Origin of the sequence: Pedobacter ginsengisoli, from assembly GCF_030244015.1 — a bacterium.
GTDB lineage: Bacteria > Bacteroidota > Bacteroidia > Sphingobacteriales > Sphingobacteriaceae > Pedobacter > Pedobacter ginsengisoli.
Map to the genome: position 1 here is coordinate 338,106 of NZ_JASSYX010000001.1, position 15,405 is coordinate 353,510.

General features: G+C 43.9%; 11 protein-coding genes. 7 read left to right on the plus strand and 4 right to left on the minus strand.

The window, feature by feature from the left end; translation table 11 throughout:
• The first annotated feature begins 5 nt into the window (after positions 1-5).
• From QEP08_RS01380 to QEP08_RS01405, 6 genes are all read left to right on the plus strand, one after another.
• Entirely contained in the window at positions 6-2,741 is a 2,736-nt protein-coding gene (locus QEP08_RS01380) for a DUF1553 domain-containing protein (protein ID WP_285054891.1), read from the plus strand.
• A 6-nt stretch (positions 2,742-2,747) separates the two neighbouring features.
• On the plus strand, positions 2,748-4,256 hold the full coding sequence (locus tag QEP08_RS01385) for a DUF1501 domain-containing protein (protein ID WP_285054893.1): 1,509 nt from the start codon (positions 2,748-2,750) through the stop codon (positions 4,254-4,256).
• 36 nt (positions 4,257-4,292) lie between these two features.
• Positions 4,293-5,228: a sugar phosphate isomerase/epimerase family protein gene (locus tag QEP08_RS01390; protein WP_285054896.1), complete on the plus strand. Its 936-nt coding sequence runs from the start codon at positions 4,293-4,295 to the stop codon at positions 5,226-5,228.
• Between the two features lie 3 nt (positions 5,229-5,231).
• On the plus strand, positions 5,232-6,641 hold the full coding sequence (locus tag QEP08_RS01395; RefSeq protein WP_285054898.1) for a c-type cytochrome domain-containing protein: 1,410 nt from the start codon (positions 5,232-5,234) through the stop codon (positions 6,639-6,641).
• Positions 6,642-6,648: 7 nt separating this feature from the next.
• Positions 6,649-9,636, plus strand: coding sequence for a sensor histidine kinase (locus QEP08_RS01400; protein ID WP_285054899.1), 2,988 nt, complete (start codon positions 6,649-6,651; stop codon positions 9,634-9,636).
• A 123-nt stretch (positions 9,637-9,759) separates the two neighbouring features.
• Complete coding sequence (locus QEP08_RS01405) at positions 9,760-10,506, plus strand: LytR/AlgR family response regulator transcription factor (RefSeq protein ID WP_285054900.1); 747 nt, start codon at positions 9,760-9,762, stop codon at positions 10,504-10,506.
• 106 nt (positions 10,507-10,612) lie between these two features.
• On the opposite strand, the gene gap is transcribed toward QEP08_RS01405, so the two are convergent.
• Genes gap through pfkA form a run of 3 tightly spaced genes read right to left on the minus strand, consistent with a single transcriptional unit; the run spans position 10,613 to position 13,456 of the window.
• Entirely contained in the window at positions 10,613-11,614 is a 1,002-nt protein-coding gene (gene gap / locus QEP08_RS01410) for a type I glyceraldehyde-3-phosphate dehydrogenase (RefSeq protein WP_285054902.1), read from the minus strand.
• Positions 11,615-11,625: 11 nt separating this feature from the next.
• A complete protein-coding gene (locus QEP08_RS01415; RefSeq protein ID WP_285054904.1) occupies positions 11,626-12,468 on the minus strand; it encodes a hypothetical protein in 843 nt (280 codons plus the stop codon).
• Position 12,469: 1 nt separating this feature from the next.
• On the minus strand, positions 12,470-13,456 hold the full coding sequence (gene pfkA, locus QEP08_RS01420) for a 6-phosphofructokinase (protein ID WP_285054908.1): 987 nt from the start codon (positions 13,454-13,456) through the stop codon (positions 12,470-12,472).
• 117 nt (positions 13,457-13,573) lie between these two features.
• Between pfkA and QEP08_RS01425 the strand changes: the two genes are divergently transcribed.
• On the plus strand, positions 13,574-14,263 hold the full coding sequence (locus tag QEP08_RS01425) for an NUDIX hydrolase (protein WP_285054910.1): 690 nt from the start codon (positions 13,574-13,576) through the stop codon (positions 14,261-14,263).
• Positions 14,264-14,361: 98 nt separating this feature from the next.
• Here the strand turns inward: QEP08_RS01425 and QEP08_RS01430 are convergent, their stop codons facing one another.
• Positions 14,362-15,219 (minus strand): N-acetylglucosamine kinase, encoded by an 858-nt coding sequence (locus QEP08_RS01430; RefSeq protein WP_285054911.1) that lies wholly within the window; start codon positions 15,217-15,219, stop codon positions 14,362-14,364.
• Positions 15,220-15,405: the final 186 nt, after the last annotated feature.

Sequence of the window (15,405 nt, forward strand, 5' to 3'; positions counted from 1 at the left end):
TCCTTATGAAATTCTTTCGCAACAAGAAGCTAATTGTTTTGCTCGTCCTTTTTTTTGTGGTCATCCTGTGCTCGCTGCTGATGTCCTATGATAAAGCTGTAGACTTTAATACTGAGGTCAAACCGATCATCAATAAGAAATGTATTTCCTGCCATGGTGGTGTCAAGAAACAGGCAGGGTTTAGTCTGCTTTTTCATGAAGAAGCGCTTGCGGCTACCAAAAGCGGCAAGCCTGCAATCATTCCTGGCGACCCCGATGGGAGTGAATTTATCAAAAGACTGGAAAGCAAAGATCCGGAAGAGCGCATGCCGTATAAGCACGATGCGCTGAGCAGCGGGGAAATCGATATTTTTAAACGCTGGATAAAACAGGGTGCCAAATGGGGCGATCACTGGGCTTATCTTCCAGTTAAGGAAGTCGGGGTGCCAAACGACGGTGATGGCTGGGCTAAAAATAACATAGACAGGTTTATCTTTGAGAAACTGGAGGAAAATGACCTTAAACCTTCAGAGATGGCAGATAAGGCCACCTTGTTGCGAAGGGCGAGCCTGGACCTGATTGGGATGACAGCACCGGAAAAATTATCAAAACAATACCTGACTGCCAAAGACAATGACAAAGCTTATGAGGTTTTGGTGGATTCTTTGCTGGCCTCTCCGCGTTTTGGGGAAAAATGGGCGTCGATGTGGCTGGACATTGCACGTTACGCAGATACGAAAGGGTATGAATCTGATGGTGGCAGAAACATATGGCAGTACAGGGACTGGGTGATCAGGGCATTTAACGCGGATATGCCTTACAACCGTTTCATTACTGAACAGATAGCAGGAGATTTTTTGCCTGATGCTACAGATGAGCAATACATTGCGACCGCCTTCCACCGCAATGCGATGAGCAATGATGAAGGCGGAACAAATAACGAAGAATTTAGGGTGGCCGCAGTGCTGGACCGGGTAAATACGACATGGGAGGGATTGCTGAGTACTACATTTGCCTGTGTACAGTGTCATAGCCATCCCTATGACCCATTTAAGCATGATGAATTCTATAAGTTCATGGCTTATTTCAACAATACCAGGGATGAAGATATTCAGTCGGAATACCCTTTGCTGAGGCAGTACGATGAGGCTTCTGCTAAGAAACTCGACTCCCTGACCACCTGGCTGAAGGAAAATGTTTCCCTGCAGCAATCCAAAGAGATCTATAAATTCCTGAAGACCGGACAGCCTGTTATCAATTCGACCACTGCTGATAGCCTGAAGAACGCCGTCATTGGAAATAACAATATTGCCTTATTTTTCAAGAACAATGCGGTCGCAAGGATTTCCGGGGTCGATCTCAATAACGTGAATCAGCTGATTTACAGGTACGCTAGCGGCAAAGCCGGAGGGACCATGCAATTGCACATGGACAGGCCTGACGGACCTTTGCTGGCCAGCTGGAAAGTCCCGGAGGGACCTGGATACCGGAATCTGCCGGTCGGGCTGAAAGTGCAGCAAGGTATTCACGATGTATACCTGAGGTACCAGAATCCAACTGCAGCAAACAAAGATGAGGTAGTGGTTTATTTTGACTGGTTCAGGTTTGGAACACAGTTTCCCGGAACCGGAAAAACCGGTTATGAGGAAAACAAGGAACGGTTCTGGACTTTGCTGAACAGCAACCCGCAAGCATTGCCGGTCATGGTAGAAAATCCGGCAAACAGGTCCCGGAAAACGTTTGTATTTAAGCGCGGCGCATGGACAACCCCTGGCGCAGAGGTGGGAGCAGGGGTGCCTAAGTCACTGGCATATGCCATGCCCGCAGGTGCACCTAAAAACCGCGTAGGCCTGGCCATGTGGCTCACTGATAAACGCAATCCGCTTTTGTCAAGAACCATAGTGAACCGTCTTTGGGAGCAGCTTTTTGGAACAGGGATAGTAGAGACCCTCGAAGATATGGGTACACAGGGCATGAACCCTACACACCAGCAATTGCTCGACCATCTGTCATGGCAATTGATGAATGATTATAAATGGAGCCTCAAAAGACTGGTCAAGGAGATGGTCATGAGTGCGACCTACCGGCAGGATTCCAAAGTTTCGGAGGAAATGAAAAAGAAAGACCTGTTTAATAAGTTCTATGCGCGGGCACCAAGGATCAGGCTAAGCGCCGAGCAACTGCGTGACCAGCATCTTTCTGTATGCGGTATGCTCAGTGCGAAAATGTATGGTGCGGGTGTAATGCCCTGGCAGCCTGAGGGAATCTGGAATTCTCCGTACAACGGTGCCAGATGGAATACTTCTGCCGGCGAAGACCAATACCGCAGGGCTGTTTATACGTATTGGAAAAGGACTGCTCCTTATCCTTCTATGGTTGCTTTTGATGGTGCGCAGCGGGTAGTTTGCAGTGCCAGGCGAATCCGGACGAATACCCCGCTGCAGGCACTGGTCACCCTAAATGACGAAGCTTATATCGACATGGCCCGGCATTTTGCCAGGCGGATGCAAAAAGAAGGAGGTAAACAGGTGGACGCGCAGATCGCCAAGGGTTACGAACTGATGATGTATAAGCCTATTGCCGGACCAAAACTGAAGATCCTGAACAAACTGTACCTGACGGCATTGAAAGACTATAAGGCCAATCCGGCCAAAATCACTGAAATCCTACCGGGAGATGGTGTAAAGGATGCCGGGGCCGCTGCAATGGTGGTCGTGGCCAATGCCATGATGAACCTGGATGAAGTAATCACGAAAAACTAAATTGAGATGACCAGAGACGAATTAAATGCACACCGGTTGATAAAAGAAGCTCAGGAAACGCAATTGAGGTCATTTACACGCAGGCATTTTTTAAAAGAGAGCGCCATGGGACTCGGCGCACTGGCAATGGGTTCATTGCTTGGCGGCTGTAATTTCGGTTCCAAAAGCAGTAACCCGGTACTTTATGATCCTGCCCACCCGCTATTGCCAAAGTCACCTCCTTTTTTAGGAAAGGCTAAAAGTGTGATTTACCTGCATATGGCTGGCGCACCCTCTCAACTGGAGCTGTTTGATTACAAACCTGAACTGATGAAAATGGACGGGCAGGATTGTCCGCAGTCCTTGCTTGCCGGGAAGAAATTTGCCTTCATTACCGGTGTGCCTAAAATGCTTGGGCCACAGGCCAGTTTTGCACAACATGGACAGAGCAGGGCCTGGGTCAGTGAAAATTTGCCGCACTTTTCGACTATGGTCGATGATGTAAGTTTTCTGAAGGCCGTATCAACGGACCAGTTTAACCATGCACCGGCGCAATTGCTGATCCATACGGGCAGCCCTCGTCTGGGACGGCCGAGCATGGGCAGCTGGGCAACTTATGGCCTGGGTACTGAAAACCAGAACCTGCCGGGATTTGTGGTGCTGACCAGCGGCGGCAGTTTTCCGGATGCAGGCAAGAGCATTTGGGGAAGCGGATTTCTGCCCTCTGTGTACCAGGGCGTACAATGCAGAAGTGAAGGAGATCCTGTCTTGTTCATCAAAGACCCGAACGGCATGAGCCGTGACCTGCGTAAAGCCTCTATCGATGCCATCAATGCTTCCAATGAACAGGAATATGCCAACTATAACGATCCTGAGATCTTGTCGCGTGTCGCACAATATGAAATGGCCTACCGCATGCAGATCTCTGCGCCGGAGGTCATGAATATCAATGATGAACCTCAGTATATCCATGAAATGTATGGAACGCAACCTGGCAAAGCTTGCTTTGCCAACAACGTTTTGCTTGCCCGTAAACTGGTCGAAAAAGGAGTGCGGTACGTGCAGCTATTTGACTGGGGATGGGATGCCCATGGTGACGGGCCGAACAATTCCCTGAATATCGGCCTGAAAAATAAATGCAGGAGTATTGATAAACCGATAACTGCTTTATTGCTGGATCTCAAACAGCGCGGTTTACTGGAGGAGACATTGGTCGTCTGGGGCGGTGAATTTGGCCGAACCCCGATGATGGAAAACAGGAATGGTGTGCAAAATCCTTATAACGGAAGGGATCACCATACCGACGCCTTTACCATCTGGATGGCCGGAGGCGGTATCAAAAAAGGATATACGCACGGTGAGACCGATGAGATCGGCTATTCAGGTATCAGCGGTAAAGTTGATGCTTTTGATATTCAGGCCACGATATTAAACCAGCTTGGTTTTGATCATGAACAATTTACTTATCCTTTCCAGGGCAGGCCATTCCGGCTCACTGATGTGGCAGGGAAAGTGATCCATGATATTGTCGCCTAATTAATTTGAACCCGGGGAATTTTACTGCAATTATAAATGCACCAAAACAGAAGACATTTTTTAAAAACTACAGCCGGCGCAACTGCGGCCGGGCTATTGGCACCTTTAGGCGAAATGGCCGCACGTGAAATTAAACCGGTAAGCGCAAAAGCGGGTTATGAATTGTTATTCATGGCGACCGACTGGGGCTTTAAAGGTACACAAGACGACTTTTGTGCTGCGGCAAAAAAAGAGGGATATGAAGGTATCGAGGTCTGGTGGCCTGATAATGCCAAAGCACAGGAGAATTTGTTTGCCGCTTTAAAGAAGTATGGCCTGCAGGTGGGTTTCCTCTGCGCGGGCAGCCAAACTGATGCAACAGCACACCTGGTTGCTTTTAAGAAAAACCTGGACGCCGCCACTGGCAATGCCTTTCAGAAACCGCTTTACATCAACTGCCATTCAGGTAAAGACTACTTTAGCTACGAGGAGAATAAACTTTTTATAGACTATACGACAAAGAAAAGCCTGGAAACAGGCATCCCCGTTTATCATGAGACCCATCGCGGGCGGATGCTTTATTCGGCGGCAGTAGCAAGACAGTTCCTAGAGAAGAATCCCGCTTTGCGGCTCACACTGGATATCTCTCACTGGTGTGTGGTCCATGAAAGCCTGCTGACTGATCAACAGGAAACGGTTGATCTTGCGCTGGAAAGGGTTGGTCATATCCACTCCAGAATAGGCCATCAGCAAGGCGCCCAGGTCAATGACCCACGGGCTCCCGAATGGGAGCCTGCTGTAAAAGCACACCTTGCCTGGTGGGATAAAATAATTGAGCGGAAAAAAATGAAAGGCGAGCGCATCACCATTCTGACAGAATTTGGTCCGCCGGACTACCTGCAAACTCTGCCTTATACACGTCAGCCGGTAGCAGACCAGTGGGCAATAAATGTTTATATGATGAACCTGCTGCGTAAGCGCTATCAACTGTAAGGAATGACATTGTTATCAATACCCGATCTTATCGGCCGGTTCCATCCTGTCTTGGTGCATCTGCCTATTGGCATTTTGTTACTGGCCTGCCTTTTTCAACTCCTGACCATAAATAGCAGGTACGCAGCATTGCGGGCCTCAGTACCTTTTGTTTATCTTCTGGGCGGGCTTGGTGCTGTTTTTTCTTCAATAACCGGCTATCTGTTGTCCCAAAGTGGAGATTACGATGGTGATATGGTTGGGTTACACCAGTGGCTGGGCATTAGTGTGTCCATTATTTCACTGGGGGTATACCTCATGTACCGAAAAAAAGTAAGAGAAGCTTTACTCAATTTGACCGCAGTGGTTTTAATTGTTCTGATCACGCTGACAGGGCACTACGGCGGTTCGCTGACCCATGGTTCAGATTACATCACATCGGCATTAAATGATGAGGGGAAGGGAAAAGCCGCTGTTCCGCCTGTACCAAATGTACAGCAGGCCGTTGCTTATACGCACATGATCCAGCCGCTGCTGAAAAACCGCTGCTACAGCTGCCACGGAGCAGATAAACAGAAAGGAAAACTCCGCCTTGACACCAGGGAGTTTATTTTAAAAGGAGGAGAGGACGGTAAAGCGATACTGCCGGGCAGTGCTGAAGAAAGCGAGCTGATCAAAAGACTGCTGCTGCCTTCGTCCAACGAGGACCACATGCCACCTAAAGAAAAACCACAGCTTACACAGGAGGAAATACAACTGTTGACCTGGTGGATAACGGAAGGGGCAGATTTTAATAAAAAAGTAGCGGAACTGAAGCAATCAGAGAAGATAAAGCCAGTATTGCTGAGCTTTCAGACCGGTGGGGCCAAAACCGCCGAAGCGCCGGGCGATGTCCCTGCTGAAGAAGTAACAAAAGCCGATGCAGCCCTGATCGCACAATTGAAACAAGCCGGTGTGGTGGTGATCCCTGTAAAAGGTAACAGCAATTACCTGTCTGCCAGTTTTGTTACTGCAAAGGCGACACCTGAAATTTTGAAACTTCTGAGCGGATTAAAAAAGCAACTGGTATGGCTGAACATTTCTGGTGCCGGGCTTGATGACAAAGGGCTGAAAATGCTGTCAGGCTTAAATGCTGTGGTCCGCATCAACCTGAGCAATAATGCGGTAGCCGATCAGGGGATGGCATCCCTGAAAGAGTTGAAACATTTGCAATATGTTAATCTTGTTGCGACAAAAGTAACCGTTGCCGGCGTTGAACAGCTTAAGGATCTTGAGCGGCTGAATAGCCTTTACCTGTATCAATCGGCTGTGAATAAAAATGATGTGGGGCGGTTAAAAAAAATGTTCCCTAAAGTGAATCTGGATTTTGGTGGTTATATTGTGCCTACATTAGCTAAAGATACTACCGAAGTGAAACCTCCGGTTTCAAAATAAACAGATCATGATTAAATATTTGCTGAGTTTGGTTGTCTGTCTTCATCTGCTTGCTACAGAGACAAATGCTCAGCTAAAGGATGAAATCATCAGGTTCAGTGATGGCCTGCCATCGGATTTTGTAAAGGAGCTGGCCCTTAATGACAGAGGATACCTGATCCTGGCTACAAGGCGTGGCTTGTCTCAATATGATGGTTACAGGTTTTTAGACCATGCCAATGCTTCGGCCAATATCAGCAGTCTGGCCATTAAAGATGAAGCCATTTATTACCATGATGTATACAACGGTCTGTGTATGCTCAGAAATTTCTATAGTGTTCCCAAAGTTATCGCGGCCAACAAGTACCATGATGCTGATCCTAATAACGATCATTATGACAATATCTTTGTAGACTCTGGTGGGCGGATATGGTGCAGTGATATGAATAATGTGAAGTATTTTACAACTAAGGGAGGTAGAAATAAAACCTTTGTAATTGATAAAAATACAGACGGCGGCGGTCGCTATACTGCTTTTATGGAGCCGGTAAAAGGGAAAATCCTGATCTTCACACAAAAAGGCATATTTACCTGGTCTGTGAAAACCAACAGGCTTAGCAAGCATCAGGATGCGGGACTGGACTATAATTTTTCGGCCGTTGCCCTGCTTAATAAAGATGAGGTGCTTCTTGGAACAAAGCAGGGGCGGATTTTAAAATACAATATCTCTAATTCGGAGACAGAGACCTTACCGCCATTGCCGGGCAATGAAATGGTAATAGGTTTTGAAAAGATGAACTTAGGCGGACAGTCAGGCCTTTTGTTGTATTCCAGCGGGAATATCTACCTGAGGAATGACGGCAGTAAACATACCACGCTCTTTTATCAGACAAAGGAACAGTCCATCAATAAAGTGATCGTCAATCACCAGACAAATATTACCTGGGTCGCCACGAATAAAGGACTGATCAAACTATTTTATCCCTATTCATCGGTACGCAATTTAATGCTCCCTGCCAAAGACAGAAAGCCGGGAAACATGATCACAGATATTGTGGAGCATTCAAACGAAAATATTTACTGCTGCATCAACAATAATCTGGTCTGGATCTATAATAAATCTGCCGGCTGGCAAAAACTCGCAATCGGAGATCAGGGTGTGCGAACCGAAAGCCTGCATGCGGCAGGTGCCGACATATTGATCTCAACAAACAGGGGCGTTTATATATTAAAAGACAACAAGATCAGCAAGCTTTCCCTGGTAGGAGATGCTGATAATCAGTCCGTTAAAAAATGCATTGTTGATCTGGACAGCAATCTCTGGGTACTGTCATCCGGACAGGCGGCAAAAGTATATTCATGGCCTGGTTTAATTCTGAAACCTGAGATGGTCGTTAATAATAAAGGATTTTGGGAGGACAATGTCTGGAATGATATTTTTTGCAATGATGATGGAAAAGTATGGCTCGCCGGGTGGACTCCAAAAAGCTTTGGAATTGCAATCTATGACCGTTCAAAGCGTTACTTTAATGAAATAAGTAAACTGAAGGCAAACGCAGACCAATCCTTGTTTGTAGGTGATTATTATAACCGGATCACTAAAACACGTAACGGCGACATTTTGGTTTCTGCCTACGGGGGCTGGAATCTGCTGAACCCGGACGGCATAGTAAAAAAGCAGCTGAATACAAAAAAATATGAAGTAGCCAATGACAGGGTCGAAGGAATAGAAGAAGACAACAACAGGAAAATCTGGTTTGCAACTGAAGAAGGATTGCACGTTTACAATAACAATACTGATAAAGTGATCAGAATCTCGCAGATAGATGGATTGCCGGCTGATGATCTGGTCCATGGATTCAGAAAGTTAAACAATGGAAATCTTGCACTTGGATTTGAAAACGGACTGTCAATTGTAGATGTAAATATGATAGTCAGGTCGCAACTGGTAAACAAGCTGGAGCTGTGCGCCGTAAAGATCAACGGGAAAGTCATCAATACGAGCAATACTGACATCAGGCTTAAGGAAGGCGAAACGGAACTGGAGCTATTGTTCTCTTCATTAACTTATATAGACAAGCGAAAGATCATTTACAGGTACAGATTTTCTGAAGAGAAAGAGTGGAACTATTTGGGAAACAAACCTGAACTGTCACTAAGACATCTGGCACCGGGAAATTATAACATCAGGATCGAGGCAGGGGATAACCTGGAAAACTGGCAGTCCAAAGATTTAAAGGTATCCCTGTATCTGCCAGCTCCCTTTTATAAAACACAATGGTTTACGCTCCTGATCTTCGTTGCAATTGTATTGGTGATTATTTATGTATATCGTTATTTACTCCATCAGCATAAGGTGGAAGAACAATATAAGAGAAAGTTAAAAGAAGCAGAGATGCAGGCATTGCGTTCACAAATGAACCCGCATTTTATGTTCAATACGCTCAACTCAATAAATAGTTTCATTATAGAACACAAAACAGATGCTGCGAGTGAATACCTGACCACTTTTTCCAGACTCATGCGGGATATTCTGGACAATTCCAAACACACCAGTATTCCGCTTCATAAGGAGCTGCAGACGTTAAAACTGTATTTAAGCCTGGAAGCTACACGACTGGAGCATATTTTTGATTATTACATTAAAGTGAATAAAAATATTTCGCAGGAAACATTGAAGGTCCCCCCGCTGATCTTGCAGCCATTTGCGGAGAATGCAATCTGGCATGGACTTAGAAATAAGGAAGGGAAGGGGCTGCTGGAAATCCTCATTTCTCTTGAAGATGAAAATACGCTTCATATCATTATTAAAGATAACGGGATAGGCAGAAAAGCTGCCGCCCTGTTTATGGTCAGCCAGTTTAAGCACAAATCTTACGGCGTAGACATTACCTCGAGCCGCCTGAGGCTGCTGAGCAGTGAAAGCAGTATTGCAATCGAAGATTTGTATGACAAACACCATAAGCCCGCCGGTACGGCTGTCCATATTTATTTAAACCTGGACATAAAGAATTGAGGGCCAGTGTCTGCCGTTCAATGGCTCAAACCCACCATTCACTAAATAATTTTGATATTATAGGAAATATTAAATTAAATTTAGCTGATTTGATACCATACTTGTACATCTAAATCTCGCCCTATGAGTTTAATCAAAGCAGTCATCATTGACGATGAAAAACACGGTCTCGTAACACTTCAGCATTTGATCAGTCAGTATTGTGAAATGGTTGAAGTGGTTGCAACATGCCAGAAAAGCACTGACGCCAAACGGATCATTGAAGATCATCAGCCGGATATCGTTTTTATGGATATTGAAATGCCGGTATTAAGCGGTTTCGATGTGTTGAGCCAGTTTGATGAATTTAATTTTCAAACAATCTTTACGACGGCCTATGACCAGTATGCTATAGCAGCATTGAGGCTGAATGCGCTGGATTATCTGCTGAAGCCTATAGACCGTGAAGAGTTAAGAGATGCAATTGACAGATTTACCCGCAGGGAAACTACGGCTTCAAAAAAGCAGTTTCAAATGGCCAAACAGTTTACCCAGTCTGGTGTGATGGATACGCTTGCACTTTCCAGCAGCAAGGGTCTTCACTTTGTTAAGATCAAAGATATACTATACCTGGAAGCGACCAGTTGTTATACCAATATAGTGATGAACGATGGTCAGGTCCATCTGGTCAGTAAAACATTGTGTTCTTTTGAAGAAGCATTAAACGACCATTCTTTCTTCCGGGCCCATAAGTCCTTTATCATCAACCTCGAATTTATTAAACATTATATCCGCGGTGAAGGCGGAGAGGTGATCATGACCAATAATGCATCCATTAACCTGAGCCGCACAAAGAAACAGGAATTTTTAAATTTCTTCACTAAGATCTGATACCGCTGTTTGCCGGTAGGGCGCAACAGCCGGCAATAAAGAAAGGGATGAAACGCATCCACGTCATCCCTTATCTAACCAAATATAAACCTGTATGAAACGGGTTTTATTTTAAATTCGAGTAGTACTCTACGAATTTGGCCAATGCTGAAGAATAGCCCCATTCGTTGTCATACCATGAAACAACTTTTACGAAGTTATCATTCAATGCGATACCCGCATTTGCATCAAAAATAGATGCGTGATCATCTCCGATAAAGTCAGAAGAAACAACTTCATCTTCTGTATATCCAAGAACACCTTTCAAAGCTCCTTCAGAAGCAGCTTTCATAGCGTCTTTAATTTGCTGGTAAGTAGCAGGTTTTTCTAAACGTACAGTTAAATCAACTACTGAAACGTCAGCTACCGGTACACGGAAAGCCATACCTGTTAATTTTCCTTTTAAAGCAGGAATTACTTTAGTTACTGCTTTAGCAGCACCTGTTGCAGAAGGAATGATGTTAGAGAAACCACCACGTCCACCTCTCCAGTCTTTAGCAGACGGGCCGTCAACAGTTTTTTGAGTTGCTGTCACAGCGTGAACAGTACTCATTAAACCTTCAGCAATGCCCCAGTTGTCATGCAATACTTTAGCAATTGGTGCCAGACAGTTGGTTGTACATGATGCATTGGAAACTACAGTTTGATCTGCAGTCAGCTGATCATGATTTACACCCATTACGTAAGTTGGGATAGCATCATCTTTGGCCGGAGCAGAAAGAACTACCCTTTTAGCACCTGCTGCGATGTGTTTCTCAGCATCTGCCTGAGTTAAGAACAAACCAGTTGACTCAATAACGGTTTCAACACCAACTTCATTCCATTTCAAATTTGCAGGATCTCTTTCAGCAGTGATACGGATAGTTTTACCGTTTACCACAAGATGTCCGTTTTCTACAGCAATGGTGCCGTCAAACTTACCATGTGTAGAGTCATATCTTAACATATAAGCCATGTAATCCGGCTCTACAAGATCATTGATTGCTACAACATCTAATCCTCTTTTTAAAGCAGCTCTAAAAACCAGTCTGCCGATGCGGCCAAAGCCGTTTATTCCAATTTTGCTCATTTTAATTTTTATTAATTCGAATAGTAGTTTAGTAAATTATAAATCGGTTCTTTAGTAATTGATGTAATTTCAAGACCGTGCCTTCTGGCAGTCTCCCGCAGCTGATCCTGGAAGCTTCCCGCTACGATGCCTACAAAATGGATCTCTTTTCCCGGATGCAGTTTAACTGTTGGAAGCATATAAGTTTTGAAATAACTTTCAAACGCCGAGGTAATCAGTTCCAGTATAAATTTATGGTCACGGTTTTCCAGAAAAAAGTCAAAAAATGAACTCAGAAATTGCTGGGCCAAAGGTTTTCTGTAAACCCTTTCCAGTATCTGCGGTCTGTCCAGGTTATATTTGGACTCAAATTTTTGCTGAAGATCTGCAGGCAGCTTCGTCTGCATAAAATTTTTCAAAAGAATTTTACCCAGGTAATTGGCAGAGCCTTCGTCACCAAGGATAAAACCGAGTCCGAAATTGTTCTTTTCAGCGATCTTGCCGTCAAAGTAAGCACAGTTTGCGCCGCTTCCCAAAATACCCACAATGCCTGTATTGTTATAGCATGCGGATATGGCCGCACCGTACAGGTCATCTTTTACAGAGATCTTGCTGTATTTAAAGAATATACCCAAAGTTTCGGCCAGTTCGTTCCGTCTTTCTGCAGAAGATGCGCCCGCGGCAAAGACATAGATCTTTTTAATGCTTTCAGCGTGATTGATCAGGGTAGCTTTTTTGTTGAGGAACTGAAGGATGGACTTCTGGTCATTAAAGCAGGGGTTAATGCCGGGCATACTGCACTCGGCAATGGTCTTACCATCCCTGGCTATTTTCCAGAAAGCTGTCTTCGATCCGCTGTATACTACCGCTATCATTTTATATGGACAAAACTTTAGTCATTTCTAATAAATCACTTTCCAGTTTAAAGCTATGCTTGTTCAGTGCCTCCTCTATACTCGTAGTCCTGATGTCATTTCCCCGTAAACCGACCATTTCCATCGTATTTCCCTTCAGCAATTCATTTACTGCCGCGAAACCAAGCCTGCTTGCCAGGATCCTGTCAAAGCTGCTTGGACTGCCCCCGCGCTGAAGGTGGCCTAAGATAGTTACTTTTGTGTCATAATGATCAAAACGGTCCTTAACTTTTTTTGCAATGTCGTAAGCACCGCCAGCTTTATGACCCTCAGAGACAATTACGATACTTGAAGATTTTTTGGTGGTAGCGCCTGCTTCAAGCTGCTGGATCAGTTCATCCAGACTGGTTTGTTTTTCAGGTAACAGTACAGCTTCAGCACCGCTCGCAATCGCGCTTCTCAAAGCTATACATCCCGAATCCCTGCCCATTACCTCTATGAAGAAGAGCCTGTCATGAGAATCGGCTGTATCCCTGATCTTATCTATGGCCTCGATAACTGTATTGATCGCAGTATCATAACCCAGGGTAAAATCTGAGCCATAAAGGTCATTGTCTATGGTTCCGGGTATACCCATCACCCTTACACCGTGCCTTTTGGCGAAGCGTTGCGCGCCGGTGAATGTTCCGTCACCACCTATGACGACAAGACCGTCTATATCCCTTGCTTTTAAATTCTCAAAAGCGATATCCTGGCCTTCGTCTGTTTTAAATTCTAAACAGCGGGCTGTTTTCAGTATTGTACCACCCTGATGGATTATGTTACTTACGGATCTTGCATCCATCGGAATAATGTTGTTATTAATTAATCCCTGATATCCTTGCAAAACTCCAAACATATTTATACCATTGTATATCCCGGTTCTTACTACTGCTCTTATGCAGGCGTTCATTCCCGGGGCATCTCCTCCAGAGGTTAATACAGCAATATTTTTGATATTTGGTTTCATGATTTATTTATACGAATATAGCGTGTATATTTTACACTAAGTAATTTATTTTGTAATTTTCTATGTAATTAGGAAACAAGTATATTTATTTGCTTTAATATTTAAAAATTTAATATTTTGAAAGAAGTTTTACCAAAGTTTGATTCCACTTTCTCGATTGATTGTGTGGTGTTCGGATTCGATGAAGGAGAATTAAAAATTCTTTTAATAGAACGTAATGAAGAGCCTTTTAAAGACTGGTGGGCACTGCCCGGCAATATTGTAGGTGAAGATGAAAGTTTAGACCAGTCCGCATCAAGGATATTGAATGAGCTTACAGGCCTTACAAACATATACATGGAGCAGTATTATACTTTCGGAGATGTAAACCGGCATCCTCAGGGCAGGGTGGTAAGTATTGCCTACTATGCATTGCTCAGGCTGGGCGGAGAGAAATCTGTCAAGCCGCTAAGTACTTATGCTAAACAGGCCTACTGGCGAAATGTAAAAGATCTTCCCAAGCTTGCATTTGACCATCAGAAGATCTTTGAAAAAGGCCTGGAGAAAATCAAAAGGAGGATCAAACATCAGCCTATTGCTTTTGAACTTCTACCCGAGAAGTTTACACTAACCCAGCTGCAGAATGTGTATGAGGTCATCCTCAATAAAAAACTCGACAAGAGGAACTTCAGAAAGAAAATGCTGAGTTTTGGTGTCCTGAGAGACCTCGATGAGAAGCAACAGGGAGTCTCCTTCAGAGCAGCTACACTGTATAAATTTGACAAGAGGAAATACGCCAAGCTTTTTGGAAAAGAGATCTCTTTTTAACACCTGCGTTATTGATCAATAATGAAAACTATTTTAAAAGAAAACCCCCCAAAGGCATTCGCATTTGGGGGGTTGTTATAAAAAGAGTGATCCGTTGCTTATTTAGCAGCTACATTCAAATGATAGTCCACCAGATCGTCTATAGGTGAGCGGATAATTTTTCCAATTCCCATTTCGTAACGGTCTGCCACTACACTCAAAATATCCCGGAAGCTGTATCCTACTGAGCCAACACAGTTTAATGTATAATCTTTATAGTTAGGGTAGTGGATCACCAGGTTTTCAAAGAATGCGGAGAACGCGTAGTCAACTGTAGCATAAGTATAGTCTTCATAATTGTCTTTGAAGTCATATAAAAACTTACTAAAGCTTGCACAAAAGCGATTTGGTAACGGTTTATTGTAAATGTTATCAAAAATATCTTCATTGGTCAGAGCGAAGTTATCGTAGAAACTTTCTCTTAGTCCTTTGGGCATATAGCCTTTCATATAATCAGAAAGAATTCTTTTGCCAATGAAGCAGCCACTTCCCTCATCACCCAGAAAATAGCCCAGTGAATCGATATTCAGTGTAATGTCTTTTCCATCATAAAGACAAGAATTGGTTCCCGTCCCTAAAATAGCTGCAAAACCAGCCTCATCTCCAAGAAGGGCCCTGCATGAAGCCAAAAGATCGTGGCCAATATTGATCTCCGCATTTACGAAGATCTGTTTCATTGCATCAGCAACAATTTTTCTTTTGGCATCTGTAGAACAACCTGCTCCGTAATAATTTACCTCTGTAAGTTTGTCCGCTTCTAAATGATCAGGCAAAGAATTTCTTAAGGATTCAACAATATATTCTGTACTTGAAAAATACGGGTTGTAACCCTCTGTATTGAAAAGGATTTTTCTACCTGCCTCATTAATTAAACACCAATTGGTTTTGGTTGAACCACCATCTGCAATAACTATCATCTTAATTTGAATTTTTGGGGATAAAAGTAAATAATCCTAACACTTTGGTAGATTTTTTTTTCATAAATTTAATTTATATCTTTTGGTTTCAGTTTTAGTTTTGTGCCCTGAATTGTCTTTAAATGGACTTTATTTGTATTTTGCTCGCTATTTTAAAGTTACCATATTGTTAAAAAAACACTAAGC

Excerpts from the sequence above, each read along its gene's own strand:
- QEP08_RS01380 (WP_285054891.1), top strand. The coding sequence starts at position 6 with ATGAAATTCTTTCGCAACAAGAAGCTAATTGTTTTGCTCGTCCTTTTT.
- QEP08_RS01385 (WP_285054893.1), top strand. The coding sequence starts at position 2,748 with ATGACCAGAGACGAATTAAATGCACACCGGTTGATAAAAGAAGCTCAG.
- QEP08_RS01390 (WP_285054896.1), top strand. The coding sequence starts at position 4,293 with ATGCACCAAAACAGAAGACATTTTTTAAAAACTACAGCCGGCGCAACT.
- QEP08_RS01395 (WP_285054898.1), top strand. The coding sequence starts at position 5,232 with ATGACATTGTTATCAATACCCGATCTTATCGGCCGGTTCCATCCTGTC.
- QEP08_RS01400 (WP_285054899.1), top strand. The coding sequence starts at position 6,649 with ATGATTAAATATTTGCTGAGTTTGGTTGTCTGTCTTCATCTGCTTGCT.
- QEP08_RS01405 (WP_285054900.1), top strand. The coding sequence starts at position 9,760 with ATGAGTTTAATCAAAGCAGTCATCATTGACGATGAAAAACACGGTCTC.
- gap (WP_285054902.1), bottom strand. The coding sequence starts at position 11,614 with ATGAGCAAAATTGGAATAAACGGCTTTGGCCGCATCGGCAGACTGGTT.
- QEP08_RS01415 (WP_285054904.1), bottom strand. The coding sequence starts at position 12,468 with ATGATAGCGGTAGTATACAGCGGATCGAAGACAGCTTTCTGGAAAATA.
- pfkA (WP_285054908.1), bottom strand. The coding sequence starts at position 13,456 with ATGAAACCAAATATCAAAAATATTGCTGTATTAACCTCTGGAGGAGAT.
- QEP08_RS01430 (WP_285054911.1), bottom strand. The coding sequence starts at position 15,219 with ATGATAGTTATTGCAGATGGTGGTTCAACCAAAACCAATTGGTGTTTA.